Source organism: Bacillus sp. 007/AIA-02/001 (assembly GCF_004634455.1).
Taxonomy (GTDB): domain Bacteria; phylum Bacillota; class Bacilli; order Bacillales; family Bacillaceae_G; genus Bacillus_A; species Bacillus_A cereus.
On record NZ_SEIY01000012.1, the window covers coordinates 52,114 to 76,443 of the forward strand.

The following is a 24,330-nucleotide window of genomic DNA, read 5'->3' on the forward strand; positions in this document are numbered from 1 at the left end:
TTTTAGATCAGCTTCTTTTCTATATAAATACTTCCGAAAAACGGAGTATTTCGTTCTACTTCCGATTTGGTTTTCCAAATCGAACTAAAACATGCCATAATAATTTTAATTCCTGAAGCACTTCTTCATAAGTTCCACGATCACTCCAAGATAATGGATTGCGTTTCAAATCCACTACAGCAGAGCCAATTATATTTGCATCGATGCAATGATTCCGTGCAATGCGTCTTGCTAAAGATGGCATTTTTGAACCTCTAAAATCCATCGGAACTTCGTCTACCGCAAGTACAAAACCGATGTGCCAATACAAATCAATCGCATACTTCAGGCAAATTTCTTCTAAAACTCTTCCTACATCCGTACCCTTAAATGAAGGATCTGCAACAAGCACCTCTACGTCTTCTTTAAGAGAAATCTCTCCATGAATTTGCGCTTCGATATAATGATTAAGATTACGGGCTGGCTCTTTGCTTACTAAATCTATAAACGGCCTTTTCAGGTTAGCCAGTAAATGATTAATTAATATTGTTGGAGTCAAATTCCCTTCACCAATTGCAAAATCTCTTACAAATGTCTCTTCCAAAAGAGCAGCTAAAATCATATCAAACTCCTCATAAGTCCCCTTTTCTTTCGGATCTTGATGCGAATCTAAATACGTATATGTAGAGCGCGAAGAAACTTTTGGAGATAAGAGAAAATAACATGAACCAAAACGCGGAGCCGGCCCATCTGGATGTAACATTAAATTTAGCGCTCCATATTTTGGCCGTTGATCATTCGTTACGCCTTCTAATTGATATGCTCCTCCAAATATTCTCTTTTCCCAAAGGTCACGTTCACCACCAGGGTAAGCAGATACGCTTCCATTAGATAGCAATGTTTCAAACTGACTTTTATATACTCCTTGCTCAAACAGTGCTTCAGCAACACTTTTCATATTCGAATCTAGTCTGTCTGGATGAAAGTGTAAAGCAATCCTTGCATGAGATTTTAAATTAGCGACAGCTTCTTCAAATATTTCATCTGTAATATTAGACATTTTAAGTATATGATTAATCGTTGCTTTAGCCCCACGTTTTTCGTTCTCTGCATATTTTGAAATATACTCTAAAGCAAATAATTGAGATCTTAATAATTCCATAATCCAATCTCCCCTTTAATTGAACTGCCCTTAAACACTTCAATTAAAAGCTTATTCTTTCCTTCTTATGAAACGAACCTCATTTATTTAAAAAAGTAATTCACTAAATCTTAATTATGTATACACGCATTTTTCATAGGCAAATGTACACATTCTACAGAAATTTGATACCCTAGCCATCGCTCAGCAATATGTTCAAATGATAAAACAGATCCCGTTGTAAAAAAGCGATGCTTCAGATTCAGATTGTCAGACAAAATTCCTTTATGCTGTAAAATGGTACTTAACTCTATCGCTGTTTCTTCTGCAGAACTAATAATCGTTATGTCTTCTCCTAGTTCCTTTTTTATATAGGACTCTAAAAGTGGATAATGCGTACATCCAAGAATTAACGTATCTATATCTTCTTTCGTTAATGGAAGTAAAGCTTGTTTCACTTGCTGCGTGACATATGCTGTATCTTCTAATTGATTTTCTACAACTGTGGCTAAAGTCGGGCAAGCATAGCTATGCACTTCCAAATATGTATCCAGCTCGTGTAATGCTTTTTCATACATATTAGATTTTATCGTACCTACAGTTCCAATTACCCCGATTTCCCCTTTCTTTGTAACTTTAATTGCCGCTCTTGCTCCTGGATGTATAACGCCAATAACTGGAATGGAAAGTGCTTCTTGTAGCGCATTCAATGCAGCAGCTGCAGCAGTATTACATGCTACGACTAGCGCTTTTAATGGAAACTGTTTGAGGAACTCAACCATTTCAAATACGAAAGATTGCACCTCCTCTACACTTCTTGGCCCATACGGACAACGCTTATTATCACCAATATAATAAATGCTTTCTTTAGGCAATTGTCTTATAATTTCGCTCGCAACTGTTAATCCCCCAACACCCGAATCTAGCACACCTATTACTGAATGTTTATGACATACAGACATATACTTCATCCCCTTTTCAATCATCTAGCGCTAATAACATGTATTATATTACGAAAATTCAAATATCACATAACAATCCCTCTTACTTTTAATCACAAACTGTTCTCTATAATCTGATTATTACTATATCCATTGACGTATAAAAATTCATTTGTTACTCTTAAATACGTTAATTTAATATTTAAATCCTCATTCGTATCTCGGTGAGGTAGAGGTTGCAGTCATTAAGAGTATCATTTCAGGAGATGTAGTGGCATTGATGAAGGAATGAGAAAGGAATGGTTGCCGAAGTAAGTCGTGTCCACCATGCACGCTTGCTGGGTCTGCATTTAATAAGTGCAGAACTGTCACAAACGTTTCGTTTGTGGAGAGCTATCGAGAGGTATGTCGTGGGTTTCTTATAAGATAGAAAGCATGTAGCGGCAGATTACGTGCTTTTTTTGTTTTGTTTGGGACTTCTCTTCCTGACTCAGGAAGACATACATATCTCCTCGCTTGACTTGGTTATACTAACTTTGGAGGTATTTTTCTATGCAACAAAAAAAATGGGGCTTTTGGGTACTAACAGCTTTCGTTGTCGGTAACATGGTTGGCGCTGGTATTTTCATGGTACCAAGTACGTTGGCACAAACAGCAAGCCCACTCGGTGTCACTTTAGCTTGGTTAACTACAGGGTTTGGTGTTTTAATGCTAGCTCTTGTTTTCGGTAATTTAGCAATTCGTCGTCCTGATTTAACGACAGGGCCACAAAGTCATGCATATGCTTTATTCTCAACACCAAAAAAGAAAAAAATGGCTGGCTTCAGTATGGTATGGGGATATTGGGTTGCAAACTGGGCAAGTAACGTTGCCATCATTACATCATTTGCGGGATATTTATCACTCTTCTTCCCAATTATGAAAGATACGCGACTACTATTTTCAATCGGCTCGTTTAACGTAGAAGTCGGAAAACTAATTACATTTACGATTTGTTCCATCTTACTTTGGGGAACTCATATTATATTAACAAACGGTGTAAGCGGAGCTGGAAAACTAAACTTCTTAGCAACAACAACGAAAGTAACTGGATTCCTTTTATTCATCGTCGTTACGTTATTTGCATTCGAAGCTTCTAAGTTTGGACAATGGTACACACCGATGATTGATAAATCAGGTGCATCACATGGTCTTCTTTCACAAGTAAATTTAGCTGCTCTTACAACGCTTTGGGCGTTTATCGGAATTGAATCAGCCGTTCTTTTATCAAACCGTGCTGTTTCTCCAAAAACGGTAAAACGTGCAACAGTTGCGGGATTACTTATTACAGTTGCGATTTACTTAGGAATTACAATTTTAACAATGGGTGTACTTCACGTTGATAAATTACAAGCTTCTGAACGTCCATTAGCAGATGCACTAAACGCTGCAATGGGTCACGGCGGCGGGAAACTGATGGCATTACTTGCTCTTACTTCCCTGTTCGGTTCTATCTTAGGCTGGATTTTATTAAGCTCAGAAGTACCATATCAAGCAGCAAAAGAAGGTTTCTTCCCTTCCTTCTTCACGAAAACAAATAAAAAAGGAAGTCCAATTTACTCATTACGATTAACAAACATTATGTCGCAAGTATTCCTATTCTCAACATTATCAGGAACCATTGCGGAAGCTTATACATTCGTTATTACCGTATCAACACTGGCCTACCTCATTCCATATCTCGTTTCACCAATCTTCCAGTTAAAACTAGTCGCAACTGGTGAAACATATAAAAATGAAATGCGGGCAAGAATTACAGATGGCATAGTCGCAGTTATCGCACTTTGCTACGCACTATGGGTTATTAAAACTGGCGCATCCGATATAAAAACGTTCCTTCTCGGAATTGGTTTATTCGTAATTGGATTTGCTTTCTATCCATTAATGAATCGTGATCAGAAAAAAAATAACAAAAAGAAAAACGGGCAAGTTGCATAACGCAATTTGCTCGTTTTTTCTTTTGTAAAACATATATAATAGAACAAAGAGGTGAAAAACATGTCAATCGAATCGCTATGGAGCAGTCGCTTCCAACAACATATTCAAAATATCATTACATACTTTGCACGTATGATTAACGGTTTACTATATAGCTTTATCTTTATTTCATGCGTTGGTGCATATTATTATGCTCAGTTTCTAAAAGCATCTCCTTCTAAAGGAATATCTTTAATAATTATAACGATTGTACTTACATTCATTATAACGAGATGCCCTATCCGTACATTTATTCAAAAACCTGATGCTGTCTATTTACTAGCACTAGAAGAGAAACTAACATCTTATTTCAAAAAATCTCTTCTATACAATTACATCATTCAGCTTTTCCCATTGTTATTTACGTTCCTTATTCTCGTTCCACTTGCTATGCAATCATTACAATTAACTGTACCTTTTTTATGTACAATCTTTATCGTGTTAATGATTACGAAAGCCTGGAACATGTACATACATTGGATATGGCGTGATAGTCACGAAAAAAATATATGGCTGATCATTCGTATTACTTGTAACGCCCTAATCATTTACATGCTGTTTTATTCCGCAAATGTTCTCATATTGGGCGGACTACTCTTACTACTTGCTTTCCTACTTCTATATACGAAAAAACAGCCTACAAAACGAATACCGTGGGATTACATAATTGAGCAAGAAGAAAAAATGAACGTTCGTTTTTATCAATTTGCTAGCATTTTCACCGATGTTCCGCAACTGAATAAACAAGTAAATAAAAGAAAATGGCTTACAAATTGGATTGAACCTTTATTACATAAAAAACGAGCAACTTTCTTCTACTTACATACACTAGCATTTTTACGTGGAAATGATTATTTCGGTATATATATTCGCTTAGGATTGATCGGTGCTTTCGCCTTATATTTCATACCAAATATATACGTAAAAGGTGCTATCACTTACATCGTTCTATATATGATCTCTATGCAGCTTCGTTCACTATGGAAATATTTTTCGGGAAATATTATTGCAGCATTATATCCAATCCATACTGAAGAAAGAATGAAACAATTTCTTAGCTTAATCTTTATATTGCTAAGTATTCAACTCATTGTATTTTCGAGTGTTATACTCATTGCTACAGGTCAATTTTTACATAGCCTTATCATTATGATTGTCGGGTTACTCTGGATCAAATTTATTATTGTACCAAAAACGAAGCAACGCGTTTCTTCGTTTTAACGAAAAGAAATATCTTAAACGCCAAGGAGAAAATAAATTATCCTTGGCTTTTTTATTTTGCTTCCTCAAACAAGAATCACTGAAACAACCGATATTTATGATTTTTACATACAAAAACGATAATACATGTTTACGACCTAATAAAAAGGGTATCTATTAATTAACAGAGTAAAGGAGGGGCCTATATTGTGAATAAAAAAACGGAACAATTGAAGCATCACGTTACTGACAATCAATGCAAACATGCTTTAACAACAAATCAAGGGGTAAAAATAGCTGAAGATGAATTTTCTTTAAAGATGGGCTTAAGAGGCCCAACCTTAATGGAGGATTTTCACTTTCGTGAGAAAATGACCCATTTTGATCACGAACGAATTCCCGAAAGGATTGTTCATGCACGCGGGGTTGGCGCTCATGGTTATTTTCAGCTTTATGAATCTTTAGAAACATATACGAAAGCAGATTTTCTTACTAATCCTTCAAAGAAAACACCTGTATTTGTACGGTTCTCAACCGTTCAAGGTTCTAAAGGATCCAACGACACAGTAAGAGATGTACGCGGATTCGCCACAAAATTTTATACAGATGAAGGAAACTATGATTTAGTGGGTAATAATATGCCGGTATTCTTTATCCAAGATGCTATTAAATTTCCTGATTTTGTCCATGCAGTTAAACCAGAACCACATAATGATATTCCTCAAGGAGCTAGCGCTCATGATACCTTTTGGGACTTTGTTGCGCATAATCCTGAGTCCACTCATATGGTCATGTGGCAAATGAGCGATCGAGCTATTCCGCGTAGTTTACGAATGATGGAAGGTTTTGGAGTTCACACATTTCGACTCATTAACGCAGAAGGAAAAGCCCATTTCGTAAAGTTTCACTGGAAACCTACCCTCGGGGTTCATTCATTAGTATGGGATGAAGCTCAAAAGATTGCCGGGAAAAATCCTGATTTTCATCGTCAAGATTTATACGAAGCAATTGAAAAAGGGGATTATCCTGAATGGGAGCTTGGATTACAGCTAATTCCAGAAGAAGATGAACATAAATTTGATTTTGATATTTTAGATCCAACGAAATTATGGCCAGAAGAAGAAGTTCCCGTAAAATTAGTTGGTAAAATGACACTGAACAAAAATGTTGATAACTTCTTTGCTGAAACAGAGCAGGTAGCTTTTCACCCTGGTCATGTCGTACCAGGTATTGATTTTTCAAATGACCCTCTTCTGCAAGGAAGATTATTCTCCTATACAGATACACAATTATCTCGTTTAGGGGGCCCTAATTTCCATCAAATTCCTATTAATCAGCCTGTATGTCCTTTTCATAATAATCAACGTGATGGTATGCATCAAATGCAGATTCATCGCGGTCAAACAAGCTATCATCCTAATGGATTAAATAACAATCAACCTGCAACCGTCCAAGCCGAACAAGGAGGATATGAACATTATCAAGAAAAGATTGATGGGCATAAAATTAGAGGTCGCAGTAAAAGCTTTCTTAACTTTTATTCTCAGGCTAAACTTTTCTACAATAGTATGAGCCCTATTGAAAAGCAGCACATAAAAGCAGCTTTTTGCTTTGAAGTTGGGAAGTGTAAATCAGACATGGTGAAGGCAAATGTAATTGCTCTCTTAAACCACGTCGATCGTCAATTAGCACAAGAAGTCGCTAACATTATTGGAGCTCCTTTACCTAAGGAAAATCACGAAGTAAATTCAGATGCAAAATCACCTGCACTAAGTATGTCCAATACTATTTTTAAATCTGATTCCAAAAATGTTGCAATTCTATTAAATGGTGACCCAAGCGTCTCACTTCTGTCCGAATGGATTCAAGCTTTTGTACAACACCGAATTAACTATAGTATCATAGATAATAAAATTTATCAGTTCAATGATTCCATTAAAGTAACTGACACTTATACAACAACAGACTCCTCCCTTTTTGATGCAGTATTAGTGTTTAGTAGTGAGTCTGTCATTCAACCCCCTGTTTTAGAATTTGCAGAAACTACTTTTAAACATTTTAAACCGATAGCTCATGTCCTTAGTAATCCTCATGCTTTGGACCATAGTAAGATTAAACTGGATGGAGCAGGAGTTTACAACTTAACAAATACTTCAATTGAATCATTTATAGAAGGCATTGCCCAAGGAAGATTCTGGAGCCGATAATATAATATAAGGAGCGGATTAGAATGAGTAAAAAAATTGCTATTTTAATAACGGATTATTTCGAGGATACAGAATACACAGAGCCAGTAGAAGCTTTTAAACAAAAGGGATATGAATTCACAACTATTGAAATGGAAAAAGGGAAAACGGTACACGGTAAGCAAGGAAAAAGTGAAGTCGTGATTGATAAAAGTATTGATGATGTTTCTCCAGAGAACTTTGATGCCCTCTTCATACCGGGTGGATTTTCTCCAGATATACTTCGTGCCGATGAACGTTTTGTTCGCTTTAGTAAAGCATTTATGGATGCGGAAAAACCTGTTTTTGCTATTTGTCACGGACCTCAGCTACTCATCACTGCACAAACACTTGAAGGACGCGATGTAACTGGATATAAATCTATTGAAGTCGATTTGAAAAATGCCGGCGGGAACTTTCATGACAAAGAGGTTGTCGTATGTCAAAATCAGCTAGTAACAAGTAGACAGCCAGAGGACATCCCAGCGTTTATTGAAGAATCGTTGCGTATATTAGGATAACTAATTTGGTTAACTAACCTTGTATTTACATGAAAATAATGAATCAGTGGGGTTTTATTCATCCCCCACTGATTCATTAGCCCTCATCAACTGGTCGTTTACAGGAAATCCGACCACCACAAATAGCAAGATAAATAAAAAGAGGGGAATCCAAAAGTTCAGTTTTAATAATCTTTTGGATTCCCCCCTTTTCTCGCCCAAAAATTCCTTATCACTTTTCATAGGCATTTCTCATATAGTGAAAATGACTATATAATTCCTATCCATAAGTTAAATAATGATTTCGCACATATATAAATACAAAAGATGGGAGCCCTATTTATGAATAACAATCCACCTTCAACGCCCCCAAATCCAACGGAAACGAATAATAATGAAGTGAGCTTACAAACGTTACGCATCATTGGGCTTATTGTACTGATTAGTGGCTACATATTAGTAGCGCTTTCTGAAGTAGGCACATTAAAAAATCTTTTACTACAGCCTAGTACTACTCCAAATTTAGCTGAAGTTGATCCGTTCTAAAAATTATATAAAAAGCGAGTCCCAGTATAACTGGTTCGCTTTTATATAGTTTCATCCAATTTGAGAAACATTTCTCTCATCCTCATACTGCTCTTTCCCTATCGCCTTCATAAATAGTAAAATACTGCTCATACCAACGATAAAGTACAGAGCACTCATGCCCCAAGATGCAATAAATGAACCTAGCATAACACCTAATGCCCCGTTCATTTTTGCAACTTGAAAGACCATTCCGTTAATCGCCATATATGAACCTCTCGCCTCATTTGGCACCATATCTGCCATAATAGATTGACGCACTGGCACATACATCATCTCGCCTACCGTTTGGAAAAGCCCTGCAATTAATAAAATCCATAAGCTATTGCTCGTTCCGAGTATTGCAAATCCAATCGTGTAAATAAATAAGCCTACATATAAGATTTTCAAATCGTTGAAGCTTTTCAGCATTTTAATAAGAAGTGCTGAACATAACACAACTAAAATTGTATTCTCTGCAGAAATCCAGCTCAACATGCGAATCCCTGTTAAATCAAACGTAAAACCATTCCCGAATAAAAAGTGCACCGTTTCAAATTCCTTCTGCAAGCGAACACCTAAATAATTATTAATTTGAAACTCTAAAGACAATGTACATATACTTGCTGCACAAAAAATTAAAAAAGCTCTATCTTTCATTACAACTTTATAACTATCCGCCATATCTTTTAATACATTTTTCTTCTCTACTGTTTTTCTAGCCACATACACCTCTTCCATATATACTGCCATTACATATAGAGTAATAATCGCAACAAGAGTTAATACGATAAACAATTGTAATCTATAGTTTTCAAATAGTAATCCACCAAATATCGCTCCAATTGCAATGGATAAGTTAATAGCCCAGTAATTAATGCTGTACATCACTTTTCGATTTTCAGATGTACTCACATCAATTAACATCGCCTCTGTCGCAGGATTCATAAGTCCAGACCCTAAACTATTCACTAACATAAACACAAATGTTAGCCATGGTGAGTCAACGTAATCCGAATTCGCAACTCCCATACAAGCAATGGAAATGACTTGTATACTTTGACCGATAATCATAACCTTTTTACGCCCAAGCCGGTCTCCAACATATCCACCGTATAAACCAATTACTAATGAAGCTATGACATTAATAAGTAGTAACGCACCAGCAATCGCACTACCTAACTTTATGGAAAAATAAATCGCCATAAATGGAAAAATCATCGTAGACACAGTACGTGTTAAAAACGATGTTATAATTCTAATTTTTATATTTCGATGCATACTCCAAAATCCCATTGTTTCCCCTCCTTATGCTTACTTATTTTACTTTGAAAAAAAGGAAGAAAAAGGTTAGAATATTCTAAAGAGTTTCCCCTTTTATGATAGAAGGAAGTGTATATATGAAAATTATGGACTATTACATTAGACTAAGACTACATGCACAAGATCAACAACATATGCGAAATAGCTTACAAGAATTAGCGGATGTTTTATATTGCAGTACGAAAAACGTAAAGATTTTATTAAAGAAAATGAGCGAGGAGCAATTAATTAGCTGGACTCCAGGGCGAGGCCGCGGAAATAAAACGGAAATTCTATTTATACATAATTTCGTAGAAGCGATTGAGTCCTATACAGATGAACTGTTAGCGCAAGAAAAATTAAAAGATATCTTTCTTCTTTTAAAAGAACCCCTCCCCCTCGCACTTCAAAAAAAGATAGAAAATAAACTACATCATCATTTTGGATACGAACCTTCAAATGATATGTACGACGTATTAAAGATTCCTATATCGAGAAAGATATTCCCATTAGATCCGGCTTTTGTGGCTGTAACTACAGAGAGTCATCTTACGAGTCAAATTTTTGATACATTAGTTGTCTATAACGATGTTACTGAAAAAATGGAGCCTCACATTGCGCATACGTGGGAATTAAGTGAAGATGGACTTACGTGGACTTTTTATTTACGAAAGGATGTATATTTTCATAACGAAACAGTTTTAACTTCTAAAGATGTACAATTTTCATTTGAAAGACTAAAGCAAGTTCAATCCCCTTTCGAATGGTTAACAGAAGAAATTGTTGAAATTGAAACACCATCACCACTGCAAATTCGATTCCATTTAGCAAAACCAAATTTATTTTTCTTACACTATGTAAGTTCAATGCAGCTCGCAATTTTACCGCGTGATACGAGTATTCAAAATCATCATTATATAGGTACTGGACCTTTCAAACTTGCTCATTACTCTGAAGATAATATCGTACTCGAAGCGTTCACCCATTATTTTAAAGAGCGCGCGTTATTAGACCGTATTGAATTTTGGGGTATTCCTGACCATGTGCAAATAGATGCTGATTATGAACTACCAAACGAAGAGGAAAATGAAAGGCATGATATACAAATAGAAGAAATAGGTTGTATTTATGCTAGCTTCAACTTTACAAAACCTGGTCCTCATCACGACATTTACTTTCGAAAAGCTTGGAGAGAACTATATGATGTTGAAATGATACTTCGTAACATAGAGGGTAGACGGACAATTGCTGCATCAAGCTTTTTCCCTGATAGAAGCCGCCTTGCAACAAGAAGATCCTACTCTTTAGAAAAGGCAAAAGAGTATTTGAAAAAGAGTACATATAATGGAGAAACGATACATATTTACTTCTTCGCATTTAAAGATAGTGCAAATGATGCATATTTCTTAAAAGAACGATGTGAAAGTTTAGGTATACAAGTAGAGCTTCACCCATTTCCCGTTTCAGATTATATGAATCGCTCTATTGATAAACATGCTGATATTATTTTCATGGGAGAAGTATTTGCTGCCAATCATGAAATTGCATTCTTAAATGTATTTAAAAATAAAAGTTGCTTCGTAAATCGGTTCATGGACCCGCACTACGAAAAACAAATTAACTGTTTACTAGATACATTTTTACTAGAAGAAAATAAAGAAAAGCGCTATGAACTCATGTATGAGATTGAAGAGTTTTTACAAGCAGAACACATCATTTTATTTAACTATCACGTTCTAAAAAGAAAAACATACCCTTCTTCTTTAAAAAACGTAACAATTGATTCATTCGGTTGGGCAAATTTTGCGAAGTTATGGATACAGCCATCCATGTCTTAAAATATGAGTCATTATAAAAGGAGAAGGTACTACATCCTTAGTAGTACCTTCTTCACATACTATTATTTAATTACTCCATCTAAGTGATCTTTCAATTTCCCTAAATACTTCTCTATATCCGGATTCTTCACCACATCATAACAAGCAAAACTCTTTAACGGACTCATACCGAGAAACTTCTGCACGCGGTGTAAATGACTAAGCGCTGATTCTAAACTTTCTCCTTCAAAGAACTTCGTCTTATCTCCAAATGCTTTTTTAGGTGCATTCCAAGTTGTAGAGAACATATACTCTTTCTCTTTTAATAAACCACCTGTTCCATATTCATCTGCACCTTTAAAGAACAAACCGTATTCATATACTTCATCCATATACGTTTTAAATAAGCCTGGTACACTAAACCAGTAAATTGGCGTTTGATAAATCACAACATCGGCCCATAAAAACTTATCTTGTTCTTCTTTAATATTGTAACCATCTTGAATCGTTGTTGTTTTCACATGATGATTCTCGCCTAATACAGTAACCATATAATCTACTAACGTTTTATTTAATCGTCCTTCCTTTGTACCGTATTTTTCATGTCCATTTATAATAAATATATTTTTCATCGCTTTCCTCTCCCCTATATGATCTACTCTTCAGCTATTAAGCCGAGTTGCTGCTGTAGTGTAAGATTATCTTCTAAATGCCAATCTTCTGTTATCTTTCCGTCTTTCACATGTAAAATATCAATTGCAAAAAAATTAATTTTCTTACCATTATGCGTTCCTGTAAAAGAAAGACGGGCTGTTACTTTATCACCAACAACTAATAAGTCTTCAATCTCACAATGTATATCAGGCACAACTTTACGAAAATTTTGCGCTGCAAACTTTAATCCTTCAATGCCTTGTGGTCGCCCTTTCGGCAATGTATTATCGAAGAAATCTTTAGTAACAGTCTGCGGAATAAGTTCCTCCTTACCTGTATCCCAAAATGCATAAAAACGCTGCGCCGCATGAACCATTTCTGTCGCTTCTTTTTTACTTAGTGAGGGATCAATTGTCATTGCTTTTGGCTTTGGCATTTCTTTTAATAACTGAACTTCAGTTTTTTGTTCCACACCACATGCTACAAGCACAATACAAATAACAAACAAACTAAGAAATCCAAATAACTTTTTTATCCCCATGGAAATCACCACCTCCTTATATAAATCCTTTTTGTTTCGTATTGCTATTGTATACGCACTAACTTCCTTTATGGAAGTAGTGATATTTTTTTCATATAGTTACCAAAAGTATAGTTTTGTGATACTATAAAGCAAATTCATCCAAAAAAAATTTTATGGAGGCTAGTTCCATGAACGATATAAATCCAGTTGAATTAACGAAAGGTTTACCGGGCATACCTTGTCCTATCGCTAAAACGCTTGATGTAATTAGTACAAAATGGACGTTTTTAATCATTCGTGATCTTCTTATCGAAGGAACATTACGCTTTAGTGATTTACAAAAATCAATGGATGGTATTAGTCCAAAAACATTATCGCTTCGACTAAAAGAATTAGAGTCTCAAGGCATTATAACGAGAAAAGTATATCCAGAAGTTCCGCCTCGTGTAGAGTACACATTAACGGATAAAGGAAAGCAATTAGAGGGGATTTTTATTGAATTAAAACGGTTTGGGTTAAGTTTATAAAATGAAACTTTAATCAGGATAAAACAAAAACCCCTTACCGTCGTAAGGGGTTTTATTACTTCGCAAAACTTTCAGCCAACTGTTTCTCTCTCCACATAAATGTAATGCCGAGACCAACTATTAAAACAACGCCTGAAAATGCATATGGATAATGAATATTCATATCAAATAATATTCCGCCCATCGCTGGTCCTGCGATATTTCCTAAACTCGTATAAGTCGAGTTCATACCAGCGACGAATCCTTGCTCTTTTCCGGCTGCTTTTGATAAAAATGTCGTTAAAGCTGGACGAAGTAAATCAAATGCTAAGAAAATGAAGCAAGTAACGAGAAGTACAATCCAATAATTAAAGACTACAGTTGAGACGAATGCTAATACTGCACCTACAATTAAACATATTTGAATTAACACTTTCTCACCGAACATGTCTACCAATTTGCCAAACATAAATACTTGCACAACTACCCCAAAGATTGAACTAATTGTAATAATTGCTGCGATATCTTTCGGCGAGAAGCCAAATTTATGATCAGAGAATAAGCTAAACACTGTTTCATACGCTGATAATCCGAATGCGAGTACAAATACGATAATAAATGCAATTGCATACATTGGATGTAATGATTTCTTTAAATCACCAATAAAACTTGATTCCTTCGTATTAGAAGAAATCTCTGCAAGTTCTTCTTTCGTTAACGGTTCTTTTAAAATAAAGATCGAAATCACACATGCTATAAAAGCAATTACTGCTGCAACGAAAAACGGCACACGTATACCGTATTCTGCAATAAATCCGCCGATTCCAGGACCTATAATGAATCCAGTACTAATAGCCGCAGATAAGTATCCCATCGCCTTTGGACGTTCCTGAATAGATGTAATATCCGCAACATACGCCGTAACACCAGGCATAATAAAAGCAGCACTAATTCCGCCTAATACCCTTGCTACATAAAGCATCCATACATCTTTTCCTAATCCAAAAAGAAGCTCTGAAACACCAAAAATAAATAATCCAATGATTATCATTTTCTTTCTACCGTAAAGATCAACCCACCGGCCTGTAATAGGTGAAGTAATGAGCTGTGCCATTGCAAACACTGCAACGAGATATCCCATCGTCTTCCCTGTTAAATGCATATCATTCATAAAGGACGGCATAACCGGAATGATTAATCCAATCCCTAAAAAAGCGATAAATATATTACTCAAAAGAATGACCAATACCATCTTTTGTTCTTTTATCGGTTTCTTCACTTTTTAACACCTCTTCCCGTAAGTTCCTCTCAAAAAATAATGCCCAAGAAGCTTTTTCTTTATCCTTCTATTTGTGGGCTAGTCATGAGTAGAGATGCCCCCCTACTCGTTAGAATTTCACACTATCCTTCCACACATACATACGCATTAGATGAATGACTATCATTCAGTTTTCCTCAAAAATGAACCTACCTTTTCAGACAGGTTCATCTCACTATTTCTTTATATGTAGTGCATGTGTTAAAAAATCTAGTACTTCTGCCTTTTGCAAATCGACTTGCTCATCATCTTTATGATCATATAAATACACTTGTTCCGCTGCTGATTCAACTAGAGCGATAAATAACTTCGCTGTTCGCTCTGCGTGAACCGAATCACGAATTTCACCAGCTTCTTTTGCCTCATTTAAAAATTCACTTAGCCACATATAAAGGGGCTCATACACAGCTTCCCATTCTTTTATATGTTCTGTAGATGCAAGACCAGCATACATTAAAGCCTGTATTTCACGATATTCAGCTATAAAGTGAAACACCGCATCTATTACTTGCGTCACTTTACTTGAGAAAGGCGCATCGTTTTGCACTTTTTCTTTCACTGCAAGTATCATCTTTTCAACCATCACTTCTGCTATTGCAGGCATAACAGATAACTTAGAAGGAAAATATAAATAGAAAGTTCCTTGCGCAATGCCAGCTAATTTCACGATATCAGAAATCTTCGTTTTTTCGACGCCCTTTTCCTGAAACACTTCAATAGCTGCATAGACAATTTTCTCTTTTTTATTCATCATCTAAACCCTTTCACACGCATATTGAATGACTGTCACTCATTTTATAAGATAATCGATTGTACTGTCAATGATAGTGAACTCTAAGAGGAAATCATTTTTTTATAATAAAATCTCCTAATAAACAATTAGGAGATAAAAATACAATATATCTTTAAGAAAGTGCCTTTAATCCTGTCACTCCACATACAATAAGAAACACACTAATGATACGCGCTTTACTTTTCGACTCACCAAACAAGAACATGTTTAACAAAACTGCACCTGCTGTTCCGATACCAATCCAAACCGCATAGGCGACACTTACTTGTAAAAATAAGAAGGAAGTATACAAAAATGCGAAGGATGTAGCAAACCCACCTATATAAATCGCACCATTGGCTAATGTCTTATCTTTACTATACATTTTAAGTCCTATCACACCGACTATTTCACTAATTGCAGCACAACATACGAAAAACCAACCCATTTTTTAAGCAGCTCCTTCCACAGTTTCTTCTTTATTGTCAGCTAACTTTAAACCGATAACGCCGGCTACTACCATAAGAATGAAGAATAGTTTGCCTGCGCTGAAACTTCCACCGAAAAGAAATACATCCATTAAGAAAGTACCTACCGTACCAGCTCCAGCGAAAATAGCATATACAGTTCCTGTTGCAAGATGTTCACACGCTTTAGAAAGGAAGTGAAAATCAACAGCGATAACTCCTAAAATAATAATCCAATGCCACCAAGTATTAGCCGTATTAAAACCAAACACCCAAAAAATTTCAAAGATACATGTTAATATGACATATAACCAAGCTCTATTTTTCATACCTCTCACCTCTTATGACTGACTATCAGTCATTTTTGTTTTAAAAAAATATACTCTTTCATCAATACTATATAAAAACAACTATCATCCTCATTTACCATTGTATTTGTTCCATTTCTAAGCTAAATGCATCCTGTCACATAAAAAATGACTGAATGTCATTCATATGTATTGTACATGAACATTTTAAAAATTGTCAATGCCGAAAGTTTATTTAAAATTTCTTTCATCCGATTTGTATATTTCTCAATAATCTGTCAATACTGCTAGTAACATAATATTTTCTCCACTCCCCCTTGGAGAGATCCCTTGAATGGAGCAGTTAGCTTTTGCTAGCTGCTCTTTTTTATTTGCCAACACACTATGAGATCAAATCCATGTTTATCCTATAACTAAGGAGCGGATTTTGTTTTCTATTTATTTTCCAAAGAGGCCTTGTATGCAATAATTTTATTCTCAAGCATCTCCTCTGTAACCTCTAAGTTTTCTCTTTGAATCTGAATAGATTTCCTATGATCTTCTAGGAGCTGTAAACGAGCTTCTGTTGTATGCGCCCCTTCTGTATATAATCTAGCGTATTCTCTTATTTTCGCTATTGGCATTTGCGTTTGTTTTAATTTCATTACAAACTGCAACCACTTTATATGTGACTCTTCGTAAAGTCGATTTCCATTTGTATCACGATTTGCAATCAATATATTTTCCTTTTCATAATAACGTAGTGTATGTGTGCTCAATCCTAATAATTTTGCTACCTCACTAATTGTATACATACTAAACTCCCTCCACATGCTTATCCTTATATATTTTATGAACGTATCAAATTTATAAAAAACATTTGACTTAGAGTATACTCTAACAAATACAATCTAACCATAAATAAATTTGAATTTAGGGGGATTTTATATGAAATACACTGTTATTACTGGTGCAAGTTCCGGAATTGGTTATGAAGCAGCTTTAGCATTTGCATCTCGCGGGAAAAATTTAGTACTTGTAGCTCGAAGACAAGAAGAATTAGATGGATTAAAATTGAAAATTAACGAAATGCATCCAGAGTTAGATGTTGTCATTCGACGAACTGATTTATCTGTTATTGAAGATGTTTATAAACTTTATGAAAGCCTACAAGCTTTTCAAATTGAAACGTGGATTAATAACGCAGGTTTTGGTAATTTCGCCTCAATTGCCGAACAAAATTTAAATAAAATCGAGACGATGTTGCATGTCAATATAGAAGCACTAACAATACTCTCTTCTCTTTTCGTTCGAGATTATTCAATGGTTGACGGAACACAGCTTATTAACGTTTCATCGGGCGGCGGATACACGATTGTTGCTGATGCTGTTACGTATTGCGCTACAAAATTTTATGTAAGTGCCTTTACAGAAGGGCTGTCTCACGAACTGAAAGAACAAGGCGCAAAACTGCAAGCAAAGGTTTTAGCACCTGGGGCAACTGAAACAGAATTTGCAAAACGTTCATTTGGTATTGATGAGTTCGAATACGATAATGTTGTACCGAAATTCCACACTGCAAAACAAATGGCACAATTTATGCTCGACCTTTATGATAATGATAAAGTTGTAGGAATTGTCGACGGTTTAACGTATAACTATGAACTTAAAGATCCACTTTATAATTTTGCCGTAAGACAAACGAATTCAAATTCTTAATAACCTGTCCATTTCTTATGTAAATATATGTTCCCACTATATCTGTAAATAATAGTGGGAACTTTTTCTCTATAAATTTTTTATCCAACATACCGAACCATCGCCACTTCATCACAATAATCCATCTTTGGACAATGTCTACAATCAATCCATACTTTCTCTGGCAACGCTTCTTTATTTATAAAATCAAATCCACACTTTTGAAAAAATACTGTTTCATATGTTAAGGAAATTACTCTTCTTACATTTATTTTCGTAGCTTCCTCCATTACATGATTTACGAGCATACGTCCTATCCCTTTCCCTGCATATGTATGCGAAACTACTAACGATCGTATTTCTGCAAGATCTTCTCCTAACACATGCAATCCAGCAACTCCAACAATTCTCTCGTCTTCTTTCATAACATATAAACATTGCAAATATTGATAAAGAGACAAAAGAGAACGTGGTAAAACAACTCCCTCTTTTGCATAAACCTCAATAAGACTATAAATTTCTTTCACATCACTGGTCACCGCATTACAGATTTTCATATTACATCCCCTTGCCCCTCAATATTAATATTTATAACTTTAAATGAATTTTAATTCATAATTTCATATAATAATACAGCTCTCTTTTCTCCTCGTCAATCACTTTATACAAACAAAAAACCAAGCAATCTAATCGATGCTCGGTTCCTCATCTCGTATCGGCAATACCGTCGAATATTTAATTTCACGAAGTGCTAAACTTGTCTGTATCCTTGTAATACCAAGCTTATTCAGTTTTCTAATAAACTGCTCTAGTTCTTTACGATCACGATTTGCAACCTTTAATAAATAATCGTACTCTCCTGTTAAACAGTGACATTCTAACACTTCCGGCATCGATTCTAATTCTTTCTCCAACACTTCTAACTTGTCAAATTGATGAATATTCGTACTCATAAAAATAAAGCATAATAAATCAAACCCAAGCTTTTCTTGATTTAAAATCGCAACTTGCTTATCGATGAAACCTTCCCCATCTAACCTTTTTATTCTGGCATGCATCGCAGCCGGTGATAAATTAACGCGACGTGCCAGCTCTGCATTACTTACTTGTGAATCCTTCTGCAATATATCTAAAATTTGTACATCCAAATCATCCAACACTTTAATAACAGACGACTCCATTACAATTCCTCCTTTTTTCTTACCGATGATTATTCGAAAAAACAACTTATAATTTATATAAAACTGAATATCTTTCTGTAAATATCATTTTAAACTAAAGATTTTATCGAGTTTTCACCATTATACAAAATAATATATTACACAATAAAGAAAAATGCTAAAATTATTTACAATTCGTATTGATTACAAAAAAGGGGATTTTATCATGCCTTATTTTTACGTCTTTTTACTATTACTAACGAGCTTATTATGGGGAGGAAATTTCGTCGTTGGAAAATCACTCGTCGATCATGCATCACCGATGACACTGACAAGTTTAAGGTGGCTGATTGCGATTGTTTGTTTATTACCAATGGTATGGCTTAAAGAAAAGAAAATCCTTCCACCACGTACCGCAATAATTCCGTTAATATTAATGGGAATTTCAGGAGTCGCTCTTTTTAACATCTTTCAATTTTTAGCATTAGAAAAAACATCCGCTACGAATGTAGGGCTTATTTCTACATTGAATGCAATTTCAATCGCATTATTTTCAGTATTATTTCTAAAAGAAAAAGTAAATACACTTCAAATCCTATCCATGATTCTTTCATTCTTCGGGGTCATCCTCGTCCTATTAAAAGGTGATTTCTCGCTTTTATTTTCACTACATTTTAATAGCGGTGATTTATGGATGATTGCAGCAGTTTGTATTTGGGGAATCTATTCTGTTTGTAGTAAATGGGCAACAAAAACAACTACACCACTTATGGCAACGTTGTACTCTGGTATTTTCGGCGTTATTTTATTACTACCGTTTAACATAGGTAGCTTCACTGTTTCAAATATAAATACTTCTTTCATCACATCACTTTTATATACTGGGCTTATTTCGACAGTTCTTTGTATGGTATTTTGGAATATTGGCGTACAAAAATTAGGCGCAACTACATCAGGTATTTTTCTAAACTTCAATCCAATTTTCACAGCCATTTTAGCATTCATATTTCTCGGAGAAGAATTAACGTGGATACAAATTTTAGGGACAGTTGTCGTTGTAACAGGATGTTATTTATTTTCTCATTTCAAAACTGTTGCCGTTCAGCCAACTAGACCTTTAATACGAAAACATTCTTAATGAAAAAACATCGTCATCTGGGTTGGCGATGTTTTTATTTACTCTTCATTTCTCTTATATACTGCTTTTCCTCTTCTGGCGATAAACGTTCCGTCGCCTTGCCAGTATCTCCACCTTGAAGGCTCCATAAAAAGTTATGCTCCTCAACAGTTTGAGAAAAATCTCCTTTTTCCCACCTATTTATAATAGAAAATAACTTCATTTTATATTGAAAACCTGTACTATTTTCAATATCTCTTTTTACATTAGAAATTTCCTTTTTTGCCATCTCTACAAATCCCCATTTTTCAGAGGATTTTACCTTTTGGTGCACCATTTTATGCATAGTAGAAATAATTTCACCTTCACTAATTTGCGGAGCTTCTTCTGCAGCTTTTTTCTCTTTTTCGTTTGCCGCTCGCTCGGTTTGAATATTTTTATTTTCTTTTTCCACATATGCAAGCAATTTCTTTCCGCCAACTATAGACGAGAAAATTACTATAATTGTAATGCATATACCTACGATCCATTTAAAAAGCATTATCTCTTCATCGCTTCCCTAACAATATGACTATCTACATATTGCTTAAACTTCACGATTTTTCCGTTCTCAAGTTGCCATACATGAACAAATTCTGCTTCAAATGATTTTCCTGTTTCTTTATAAACTCCAGAATACATACCTTCAGCAATAATTACATCTTTTCCGTTTACTTCATGATATGTATTTACACTTGCTTTATAATCATCCCATTCTGATCCTAAACGGCTAAATACATTTTCCATTATAGCTTCTATGCCTTTATATGTTCCGCCGTACGGAAAACCTTCTGCCTCTGTCCATTCCACTTTTTCAGAGAGGGCTTCTGCTAAATGCTTTGCATTCGAAGAAGCTGATCCTTCATACGTGCTTTTAATAATTTCTAAATTTGATTTAGGCATATTACTTCCTCCCGTTTATTTATTTTTACACAAAACGTAACCATTACAGTTACATCTTGTGTAAAAAAACACTTAAATTGTTTTACTCTTAATCTATTAGATGTAATCATTATAGTTACAATGATTCTTCAAGTCAACATTTATAAATAAAATTTACTTCGTTTTCATTACTTTCTCTTTTAAGAAACGATCTACATATCCTTCTGCTTTTACTACGAATAAATACACACCCATTGATAATAATGCAAGATCTAATTCATATCCTGGATTCTTTCCATCTCCTAATAAACCTGCTGCTCCATTTACCTTTACGATAGCTCCAGCTAAAATAAGAGCGAATAACAATCCTACATATCGTACACCTAAACCGATAATTAATAATATACCACCAACTAATTCAACTGTTGCTACGCCGTATGCAAGGCCACCTGGTAAACCGATGCTTGTAAACCACCCTGCTACATTATCGATACCTGATTGAAACTTTGCTAAACCATGTGCAAAGAACGTAACTCCTAACACGATACGAATAATTAAATTCCCAATATATTGATTCATTTTGAACTCTCCTTTTTGTTTTGTTATGGTGAACTTTTATTTACAAGTCAAAACAATACGGTATTTTATTTCATTCGTCAAATACTTTTTTAAATAAAACAAAAAACATTATCCGTTTTACGGATAATGTTTTCTTACAAAATAGCGCTAATTCAAGCTTTTATTCTATCGCATAGAAAAAGTTGAAACATTTTTCCAGCGCCAATATAAGGCAGCAAAGAAACGTCCTCTTCCACAACCATTCCAACAACATTCACTTTCTCATCTACAGGTAAATCATATGTGGCAACTTGTATCTCCCCTGCATATCTACCGTACAATTCATTATCAATTGTAATGCTCCCTTTCTTTCTTACAATTGTATGCATCGGCTTTATCACCACTCTATTTCCTTCCCTTGATTCTACAGATCGAATAACATCACGAGACGGATCTAGTCTATTTGTATGCACTTGCTCTACCACTTTTAATACTTCTTTATCAGTTATAAATGATTTGTAACGCAATGGAATAATCCCTCTACTTGCACTAGCTACTTCTTGCATACTTTCTAAACTTGCGCTTATATCTCCAATCAATACTTTATCAACACCACAATCTTGTACAAGTTCTAAGTACGCTTCAAGCGGGCGCATATTGCGATGTTTTTCTAACGTTGGTAACCCTTCATATAACGGACCACGTTTTTCCGCATCTCCTGGAATAAATGCCATTGTCTTTATTCCGCACTTCTGTAAATATTGATTTTGTTTTTGTAAGAAGGACTTTGCTAGTCCTGTCTCTGGACGTGGGTAAAAATTATGCCATGCTTCTACATTCTCTACTCTTATATGTTCTGCAAGTAATTCTTTCCAAAATGAATTTGTAATCGTACTCGCATTTAAAGCTACTTTCATCTTATGAGATACGCTTGCAATTTCTTTTGGCGTAATGCCGTAATCCATTCTTAAACCGGTAATGCCCCAGTCCAATAGCTCTTCCACATTTTCATATGTTAGCCCTAAATGTTGTAAAGATTTTGGAGAAACATCAACCATTAGCTCCATTTCATGTGCAAAAGCTTGTTTCCCTAATATTTGAATTAACTCTTTATACGTATTTGGATCATCTTCTGGAATGTGCAGTGATGTAAAAATAGATGTAAACCCATGTTCCTTCGCTACTTTTAGCCACTCTTCTTGTTTCTCTACTCGTTCTTTTGAAAGATAAATGGAAACTCCGATCATATAAATCTCCCTCTCTATTAATAGAAAAAGAGAAAGGAATCCCTTTCTCTATATGTTTTCTGCCATTTCTTCTTTAAATCCGAAGAAGTACGTAAAGATAAATCCGAAAGCATATGCAATTACTAAACCTAAGAAATATAGTAAATATTTATTGTCAGCAATTAACGGAATTAAAGATAGCCCTGATACGCCAATTCCAAGAGAAGCTGTTTGCATAACTGCTTGGAATGCACCACCGACAGCCGCTCCTAAACAAGCAGTAATAAACGGTTTCCCAAGTGGTAATGTAACCCCGTATAATAGCGGCTCACCAATTCCTAAAAAGCCAACTGGCAATCCACCTTTAATTACATTTCGAAGTCGTTTGTTTTTTGTTTTCACATAAATCGCAATTGCTGCGCCCACTTGGCCAGCACCAGCCATTGCTAGTACTGGTAATAAAGGTGTTACGTGTGTTTGATTAATAAATTCCATATGAATTGGTGTTAAACCGTGATGCAATCCGACCATAACGAGAGGTAAAAATGTTCCCGCAAGTACTGCGCCAGCAAATGCTCCGCCAATATTTAAAATCGCATTAATTCCGCTCGTAATACCATCTGATAAGAAACCTGCTAATGGCTGAATGGCTAACATTGTTACAATACTTACAACTAATACAGTAATGAGTGGTGTCACGATAATATCAACTGCATTCGGCACTGCTTTTCGAACTTGTCTTTCCACTACAACCATAAGCCATGCTGCAAAAATAACTGCGAATAATCCGCCCCGTCCGGGCACCAATGCTTCACCAAACAATTTTACGTTTGCCATCGCCGGGTTGAAAATTAAAATGCCAGCAATTGCCCCAAGAACCGGTGTCCCGCCGAACTCTTTCGCTGTATTCCAACCAACTAAAATTCCTAAGAATGTAAAGATACCGCCGCCAATGAGTAGTAACATTTGTAACCACGTTGCATTTGGATCAGCACCAGCGTTTTTCGCAAAGTTAGCAACCCCGTTTATAATTCCTGACGCAACAAGTCCTGGAATTAACGGAATGAAAATACTTCCTATTTTTCGTAAAAAGTTTTTCACCGGTGTATTATTTTTCTTCTTAATCTCTGATTTCATCTCTTGCCCAATATCTTCAAGGTGATGATCTGCTATCTCACCAATTCGTAGTCCTGTTAAGCCTTCCATTTCAGCTGCTACTTTATTTACTGTTCCTGGACCAACGACAACTTGAAGCGTCTCATCTTCTATAACACCCATAACGCCTTCAACTTTTTTCAAAAGTTCCATATTTACTTTACTTTCATCATGAAGCGTTAATCGTAGTCTCGTCATACAATGAGCAATACTACGAATATTTTTTATTCCTCCAAGTTGCTCCGAAATTTCCTTGGCCATTCTCTCTTCTTTCTTCATAATA

Annotated in this window: 27 protein-coding genes and 1 riboswitch; of the genes, 9 read left to right on the forward strand and 18 right to left on the reverse strand. The window is 35.3% G+C overall.

Annotation, left to right across the window (positions count from 1 at the left end):
* Positions 1–55: 55 nt before the first annotated feature.
* Both ES895_RS20650 and racE read right to left on the reverse strand, forming a co-directional pair.
* The gene (locus ES895_RS20650; RefSeq protein WP_074595660.1) at positions 56–1,141 is read right to left on the reverse strand and encodes a DUF3626 domain-containing protein; all 1,086 of its coding nucleotides are present in this window, start codon (positions 1,139–1,141) and stop codon (positions 56–58) included.
* Positions 1,142–1,251: 110 nt separating this feature from the next.
* On the reverse strand, positions 1,252–2,082 hold the full coding sequence (racE, locus tag ES895_RS20655) for a glutamate racemase (protein WP_000109668.1): 831 nt from the start codon (positions 2,080–2,082) through the stop codon (positions 1,252–1,254).
* Positions 2,083–2,283: 201 nt separating this feature from the next.
* A riboswitch (Lysine riboswitch) is annotated at positions 2,284–2,465 on the forward strand.
* Positions 2,466–2,613: 148 nt separating this feature from the next.
* Here racE and ES895_RS20660 point away from each other — a divergent pair.
* From ES895_RS20660 to ES895_RS20675, 4 genes are all read left to right on the forward strand, one after another.
* On the forward strand, positions 2,614–4,038 hold the full coding sequence (locus ES895_RS20660) for an amino acid permease (RefSeq protein ID WP_001186303.1): 1,425 nt from the start codon (positions 2,614–2,616) through the stop codon (positions 4,036–4,038).
* A gap of 60 nt (positions 4,039–4,098) precedes the next feature.
* Positions 4,099–5,298: an ABC transporter permease gene (locus ES895_RS20665; protein WP_098219912.1), complete on the forward strand. Its 1,200-nt coding sequence runs from the start codon at positions 4,099–4,101 to the stop codon at positions 5,296–5,298.
* Positions 5,299–5,486: 188 nt separating this feature from the next.
* On the forward strand, positions 5,487–7,484 hold the full coding sequence (locus ES895_RS20670) for a catalase (protein ID WP_053512550.1): 1,998 nt from the start codon (positions 5,487–5,489) through the stop codon (positions 7,482–7,484).
* A 23-nt stretch (positions 7,485–7,507) separates the two neighbouring features.
* Positions 7,508–8,023 (forward strand): type 1 glutamine amidotransferase domain-containing protein, encoded by a 516-nt coding sequence (locus ES895_RS20675; protein ID WP_000037532.1) that lies wholly within the window; start codon positions 7,508–7,510, stop codon positions 8,021–8,023.
* Between the two features lie 54 nt (positions 8,024–8,077).
* On the opposite strand, the gene ES895_RS29385 is transcribed toward ES895_RS20675, so the two are convergent.
* Positions 8,078–8,245, reverse strand: a complete 168-nt coding sequence (locus ES895_RS29385; RefSeq protein ID WP_015382203.1) for a hypothetical protein — start codon at positions 8,243–8,245, stop codon at positions 8,078–8,080.
* Between the two features lie 99 nt (positions 8,246–8,344).
* On the opposite strand from ES895_RS29385, the gene ES895_RS20680 reads away from it, so the two are divergent.
* The gene (locus ES895_RS20680; protein WP_001063862.1) at positions 8,345–8,548 is read left to right on the forward strand and encodes a hypothetical protein; all 204 of its coding nucleotides are present in this window, start codon (positions 8,345–8,347) and stop codon (positions 8,546–8,548) included.
* 51 nt (positions 8,549–8,599) lie between these two features.
* Here ES895_RS20680 and ES895_RS20685 read toward each other — a convergent pair whose 3' ends face one another.
* Positions 8,600–9,862, reverse strand: a complete 1,263-nt coding sequence (locus ES895_RS20685) for an MDR family MFS transporter (protein WP_135238611.1) — start codon at positions 9,860–9,862, stop codon at positions 8,600–8,602.
* Positions 9,863–9,945: 83 nt separating this feature from the next.
* Here ES895_RS20685 and ES895_RS20690 point away from each other — a divergent pair, with 83 nt between their 5' ends.
* Positions 9,946–11,706 carry an SgrR family transcriptional regulator gene (locus ES895_RS20690; protein WP_135238612.1) on the forward strand — a complete coding sequence of 587 codons (1,761 nt, stop codon included), beginning with the start codon at positions 9,946–9,948 and terminating at the stop codon, positions 11,704–11,706.
* A gap of 62 nt (positions 11,707–11,768) precedes the next feature.
* Here the strand turns inward: ES895_RS20690 and ES895_RS20695 are convergent, their stop codons facing one another.
* Positions 11,769–12,317, reverse strand: a complete 549-nt coding sequence (locus ES895_RS20695; RefSeq protein WP_000789184.1) for an NAD(P)H-dependent oxidoreductase — start codon at positions 12,315–12,317, stop codon at positions 11,769–11,771.
* A gap of 23 nt (positions 12,318–12,340) precedes the next feature.
* Positions 12,341–12,880 (reverse strand): ester cyclase, encoded by a 540-nt coding sequence (locus ES895_RS20700; protein ID WP_000511560.1) that lies wholly within the window; start codon positions 12,878–12,880, stop codon positions 12,341–12,343.
* A gap of 170 nt (positions 12,881–13,050) precedes the next feature.
* Here ES895_RS20700 and ES895_RS20705 point away from each other — a divergent pair, with 170 nt between their 5' ends.
* Positions 13,051–13,389: a winged helix-turn-helix transcriptional regulator gene (locus ES895_RS20705; RefSeq protein ID WP_000997917.1), complete on the forward strand. Its 339-nt coding sequence runs from the start codon at positions 13,051–13,053 to the stop codon at positions 13,387–13,389.
* A gap of 55 nt (positions 13,390–13,444) precedes the next feature.
* Here the strand turns inward: ES895_RS20705 and ES895_RS20710 are convergent, their stop codons facing one another.
* The 5 genes from ES895_RS20710 to ES895_RS20730 all read right to left on the reverse strand — a co-directional run bounded on the left by ES895_RS20710 (position 13,445) and on the right by ES895_RS20730 (position 17,027).
* A complete protein-coding gene (locus tag ES895_RS20710) occupies positions 13,445–14,647 on the reverse strand; it encodes an MFS transporter (protein ID WP_000742956.1) in 1,203 nt (400 codons plus the stop codon).
* Positions 14,648–14,861: 214 nt separating this feature from the next.
* On the reverse strand, positions 14,862–15,440 hold the full coding sequence (locus ES895_RS20715) for a TetR/AcrR family transcriptional regulator (protein WP_001999151.1): 579 nt from the start codon (positions 15,438–15,440) through the stop codon (positions 14,862–14,864).
* Between the two features lie 151 nt (positions 15,441–15,591).
* On the reverse strand, positions 15,592–15,906 hold the full coding sequence (locus tag ES895_RS20720; RefSeq protein ID WP_000539667.1) for a DMT family transporter: 315 nt from the start codon (positions 15,904–15,906) through the stop codon (positions 15,592–15,594).
* A 3-nt stretch (positions 15,907–15,909) separates the two neighbouring features.
* The gene (locus ES895_RS20725; protein WP_000796018.1) at positions 15,910–16,254 is read right to left on the reverse strand and encodes a DMT family transporter; all 345 of its coding nucleotides are present in this window, start codon (positions 16,252–16,254) and stop codon (positions 15,910–15,912) included.
* Positions 16,255–16,667: 413 nt separating this feature from the next.
* Positions 16,668–17,027, reverse strand: coding sequence for a MerR family transcriptional regulator (locus ES895_RS20730; RefSeq protein ID WP_135238613.1), 360 nt, complete (start codon positions 17,025–17,027; stop codon positions 16,668–16,670).
* A 133-nt stretch (positions 17,028–17,160) separates the two neighbouring features.
* Between ES895_RS20730 and ES895_RS20735 the strand changes: the two genes are divergently transcribed.
* Positions 17,161–17,931, forward strand: coding sequence for an SDR family NAD(P)-dependent oxidoreductase (locus tag ES895_RS20735; RefSeq protein ID WP_000878070.1), 771 nt, complete (start codon positions 17,161–17,163; stop codon positions 17,929–17,931).
* Positions 17,932–18,011: 80 nt separating this feature from the next.
* Here ES895_RS20735 and ES895_RS20740 read toward each other — a convergent pair whose 3' ends face one another.
* Both ES895_RS20740 and ES895_RS20745 read right to left on the reverse strand, forming a co-directional pair.
* Positions 18,012–18,467, reverse strand: a complete 456-nt coding sequence (locus tag ES895_RS20740) for an N-acetyltransferase (RefSeq protein WP_000686662.1) — start codon at positions 18,465–18,467, stop codon at positions 18,012–18,014.
* A gap of 129 nt (positions 18,468–18,596) precedes the next feature.
* The gene (locus ES895_RS20745) at positions 18,597–19,091 is read right to left on the reverse strand and encodes an Lrp/AsnC family transcriptional regulator (RefSeq protein ID WP_000446088.1); all 495 of its coding nucleotides are present in this window, start codon (positions 19,089–19,091) and stop codon (positions 18,597–18,599) included.
* 205 nt (positions 19,092–19,296) lie between these two features.
* Between ES895_RS20745 and ES895_RS20750 the strand changes: the two genes are divergently transcribed.
* Positions 19,297–20,208 carry a DMT family transporter gene (locus ES895_RS20750; protein ID WP_001146267.1) on the forward strand — a complete coding sequence of 304 codons (912 nt, stop codon included), beginning with the start codon at positions 19,297–19,299 and terminating at the stop codon, positions 20,206–20,208.
* 34 nt (positions 20,209–20,242) lie between these two features.
* Here the strand turns inward: ES895_RS20750 and ES895_RS20755 are convergent, their stop codons facing one another.
* The 5 genes from ES895_RS20755 to ES895_RS20775 all read right to left on the reverse strand — a co-directional run bounded on the left by ES895_RS20755 (position 20,243) and on the right by ES895_RS20775 (position 24,326).
* The gene (locus ES895_RS20755) at positions 20,243–20,728 is read right to left on the reverse strand and encodes a PRK06770 family protein (RefSeq protein ID WP_135238614.1); all 486 of its coding nucleotides are present in this window, start codon (positions 20,726–20,728) and stop codon (positions 20,243–20,245) included.
* Complete coding sequence (locus ES895_RS20760; protein WP_001126688.1) at positions 20,728–21,129, reverse strand: nuclear transport factor 2 family protein; 402 nt, start codon at positions 21,127–21,129, stop codon at positions 20,728–20,730. Before ES895_RS20760 ends, ES895_RS20755 begins: the two co-directional genes overlap by 1 nt.
* A 153-nt stretch (positions 21,130–21,282) precedes the next feature.
* Entirely contained in the window at positions 21,283–21,687 is a 405-nt protein-coding gene (locus ES895_RS20765; RefSeq protein ID WP_074047473.1) for a DoxX family protein, read from the reverse strand.
* A gap of 152 nt (positions 21,688–21,839) precedes the next feature.
* Complete coding sequence (locus ES895_RS20770) at positions 21,840–22,913, reverse strand: DUF871 domain-containing protein (protein ID WP_135238615.1); 1,074 nt, start codon at positions 22,911–22,913, stop codon at positions 21,840–21,842.
* A gap of 48 nt (positions 22,914–22,961) precedes the next feature.
* A complete protein-coding gene (locus tag ES895_RS20775) occupies positions 22,962–24,326 on the reverse strand; it encodes a PTS transporter subunit EIIC (RefSeq protein ID WP_000711300.1) in 1,365 nt (454 codons plus the stop codon).
* Between the last annotated feature and the right edge of the window lie 4 nt (positions 24,327–24,330).

Bases quoted from the DNA above. Each gene is read 5' to 3' on its own strand.
- ES895_RS20700 (WP_000511560.1), bottom strand. From the start codon at position 12,880: ATGGGGATAAAAAAGTTATTTGGATTTCTTAGTTTGTTTGTTATTTGT.
- ES895_RS20665 (WP_098219912.1), top strand. From the start codon at position 4,099: ATGTCAATCGAATCGCTATGGAGCAGTCGCTTCCAACAACATATTCAA.
- ES895_RS20750 (WP_001146267.1), top strand. From the start codon at position 19,297: ATGCCTTATTTTTACGTCTTTTTACTATTACTAACGAGCTTATTATGG.
- racE (WP_000109668.1), bottom strand. From the start codon at position 2,082: ATGTCTGTATGTCATAAACATTCAGTAATAGGTGTGCTAGATTCGGGT.
- ES895_RS20680 (WP_001063862.1), top strand. From the start codon at position 8,345: ATGAATAACAATCCACCTTCAACGCCCCCAAATCCAACGGAAACGAAT.
- ES895_RS20720 (WP_000539667.1), bottom strand. From the start codon at position 15,906: ATGGGTTGGTTTTTCGTATGTTGTGCTGCAATTAGTGAAATAGTCGGT.
- ES895_RS20730 (WP_135238613.1), bottom strand. From the start codon at position 17,027: ATGTATACAATTAGTGAGGTAGCAAAATTATTAGGATTGAGCACACAT.
- ES895_RS20660 (WP_001186303.1), top strand. From the start codon at position 2,614: ATGCAACAAAAAAAATGGGGCTTTTGGGTACTAACAGCTTTCGTTGTC.
- ES895_RS20695 (WP_000789184.1), bottom strand. From the start codon at position 12,317: ATGAAAAATATATTTATTATAAATGGACATGAAAAATACGGTACAAAG.
- ES895_RS20760 (WP_001126688.1), bottom strand. From the start codon at position 21,129: ATGCCTAAATCAAATTTAGAAATTATTAAAAGCACGTATGAAGGATCA.
- ES895_RS20765 (WP_074047473.1), bottom strand. From the start codon at position 21,687: ATGAATCAATATATTGGGAATTTAATTATTCGTATCGTGTTAGGAGTT.
- ES895_RS20745 (WP_000446088.1), bottom strand. From the start codon at position 19,091: ATGGAGTCGTCTGTTATTAAAGTGTTGGATGATTTGGATGTACAAATT.
- ES895_RS20770 (WP_135238615.1), bottom strand. From the start codon at position 22,913: ATGATCGGAGTTTCCATTTATCTTTCAAAAGAACGAGTAGAGAAACAA.
- ES895_RS20685 (WP_135238611.1), bottom strand. From the start codon at position 9,862: ATGGGATTTTGGAGTATGCATCGAAATATAAAAATTAGAATTATAACA.
- ES895_RS20775 (WP_000711300.1), bottom strand. From the start codon at position 24,326: ATGAAGAAAGAAGAGAGAATGGCCAAGGAAATTTCGGAGCAACTTGGA.
- ES895_RS20725 (WP_000796018.1), bottom strand. From the start codon at position 16,254: ATGAAAAATAGAGCTTGGTTATATGTCATATTAACATGTATCTTTGAA.
- ES895_RS29385 (WP_015382203.1), bottom strand. From the start codon at position 8,245: ATGAAAAGTGATAAGGAATTTTTGGGCGAGAAAAGGGGGGAATCCAAA.
- ES895_RS20740 (WP_000686662.1), bottom strand. From the start codon at position 18,467: ATGAAAATCTGTAATGCGGTGACCAGTGATGTGAAAGAAATTTATAGT.
- ES895_RS20715 (WP_001999151.1), bottom strand. From the start codon at position 15,440: ATGATGAATAAAAAAGAGAAAATTGTCTATGCAGCTATTGAAGTGTTT.
- ES895_RS20755 (WP_135238614.1), bottom strand. From the start codon at position 20,728: ATGCTTTTTAAATGGATCGTAGGTATATGCATTACAATTATAGTAATT.
- ES895_RS20650 (WP_074595660.1), bottom strand. From the start codon at position 1,141: ATGGAATTATTAAGATCTCAATTATTTGCTTTAGAGTATATTTCAAAA.
- ES895_RS20705 (WP_000997917.1), top strand. From the start codon at position 13,051: ATGAACGATATAAATCCAGTTGAATTAACGAAAGGTTTACCGGGCATA.
- ES895_RS20675 (WP_000037532.1), top strand. From the start codon at position 7,508: ATGAGTAAAAAAATTGCTATTTTAATAACGGATTATTTCGAGGATACA.
- ES895_RS20690 (WP_135238612.1), top strand. From the start codon at position 9,946: ATGATAGAAGGAAGTGTATATATGAAAATTATGGACTATTACATTAGA.
- ES895_RS20735 (WP_000878070.1), top strand. From the start codon at position 17,161: ATGAAATACACTGTTATTACTGGTGCAAGTTCCGGAATTGGTTATGAA.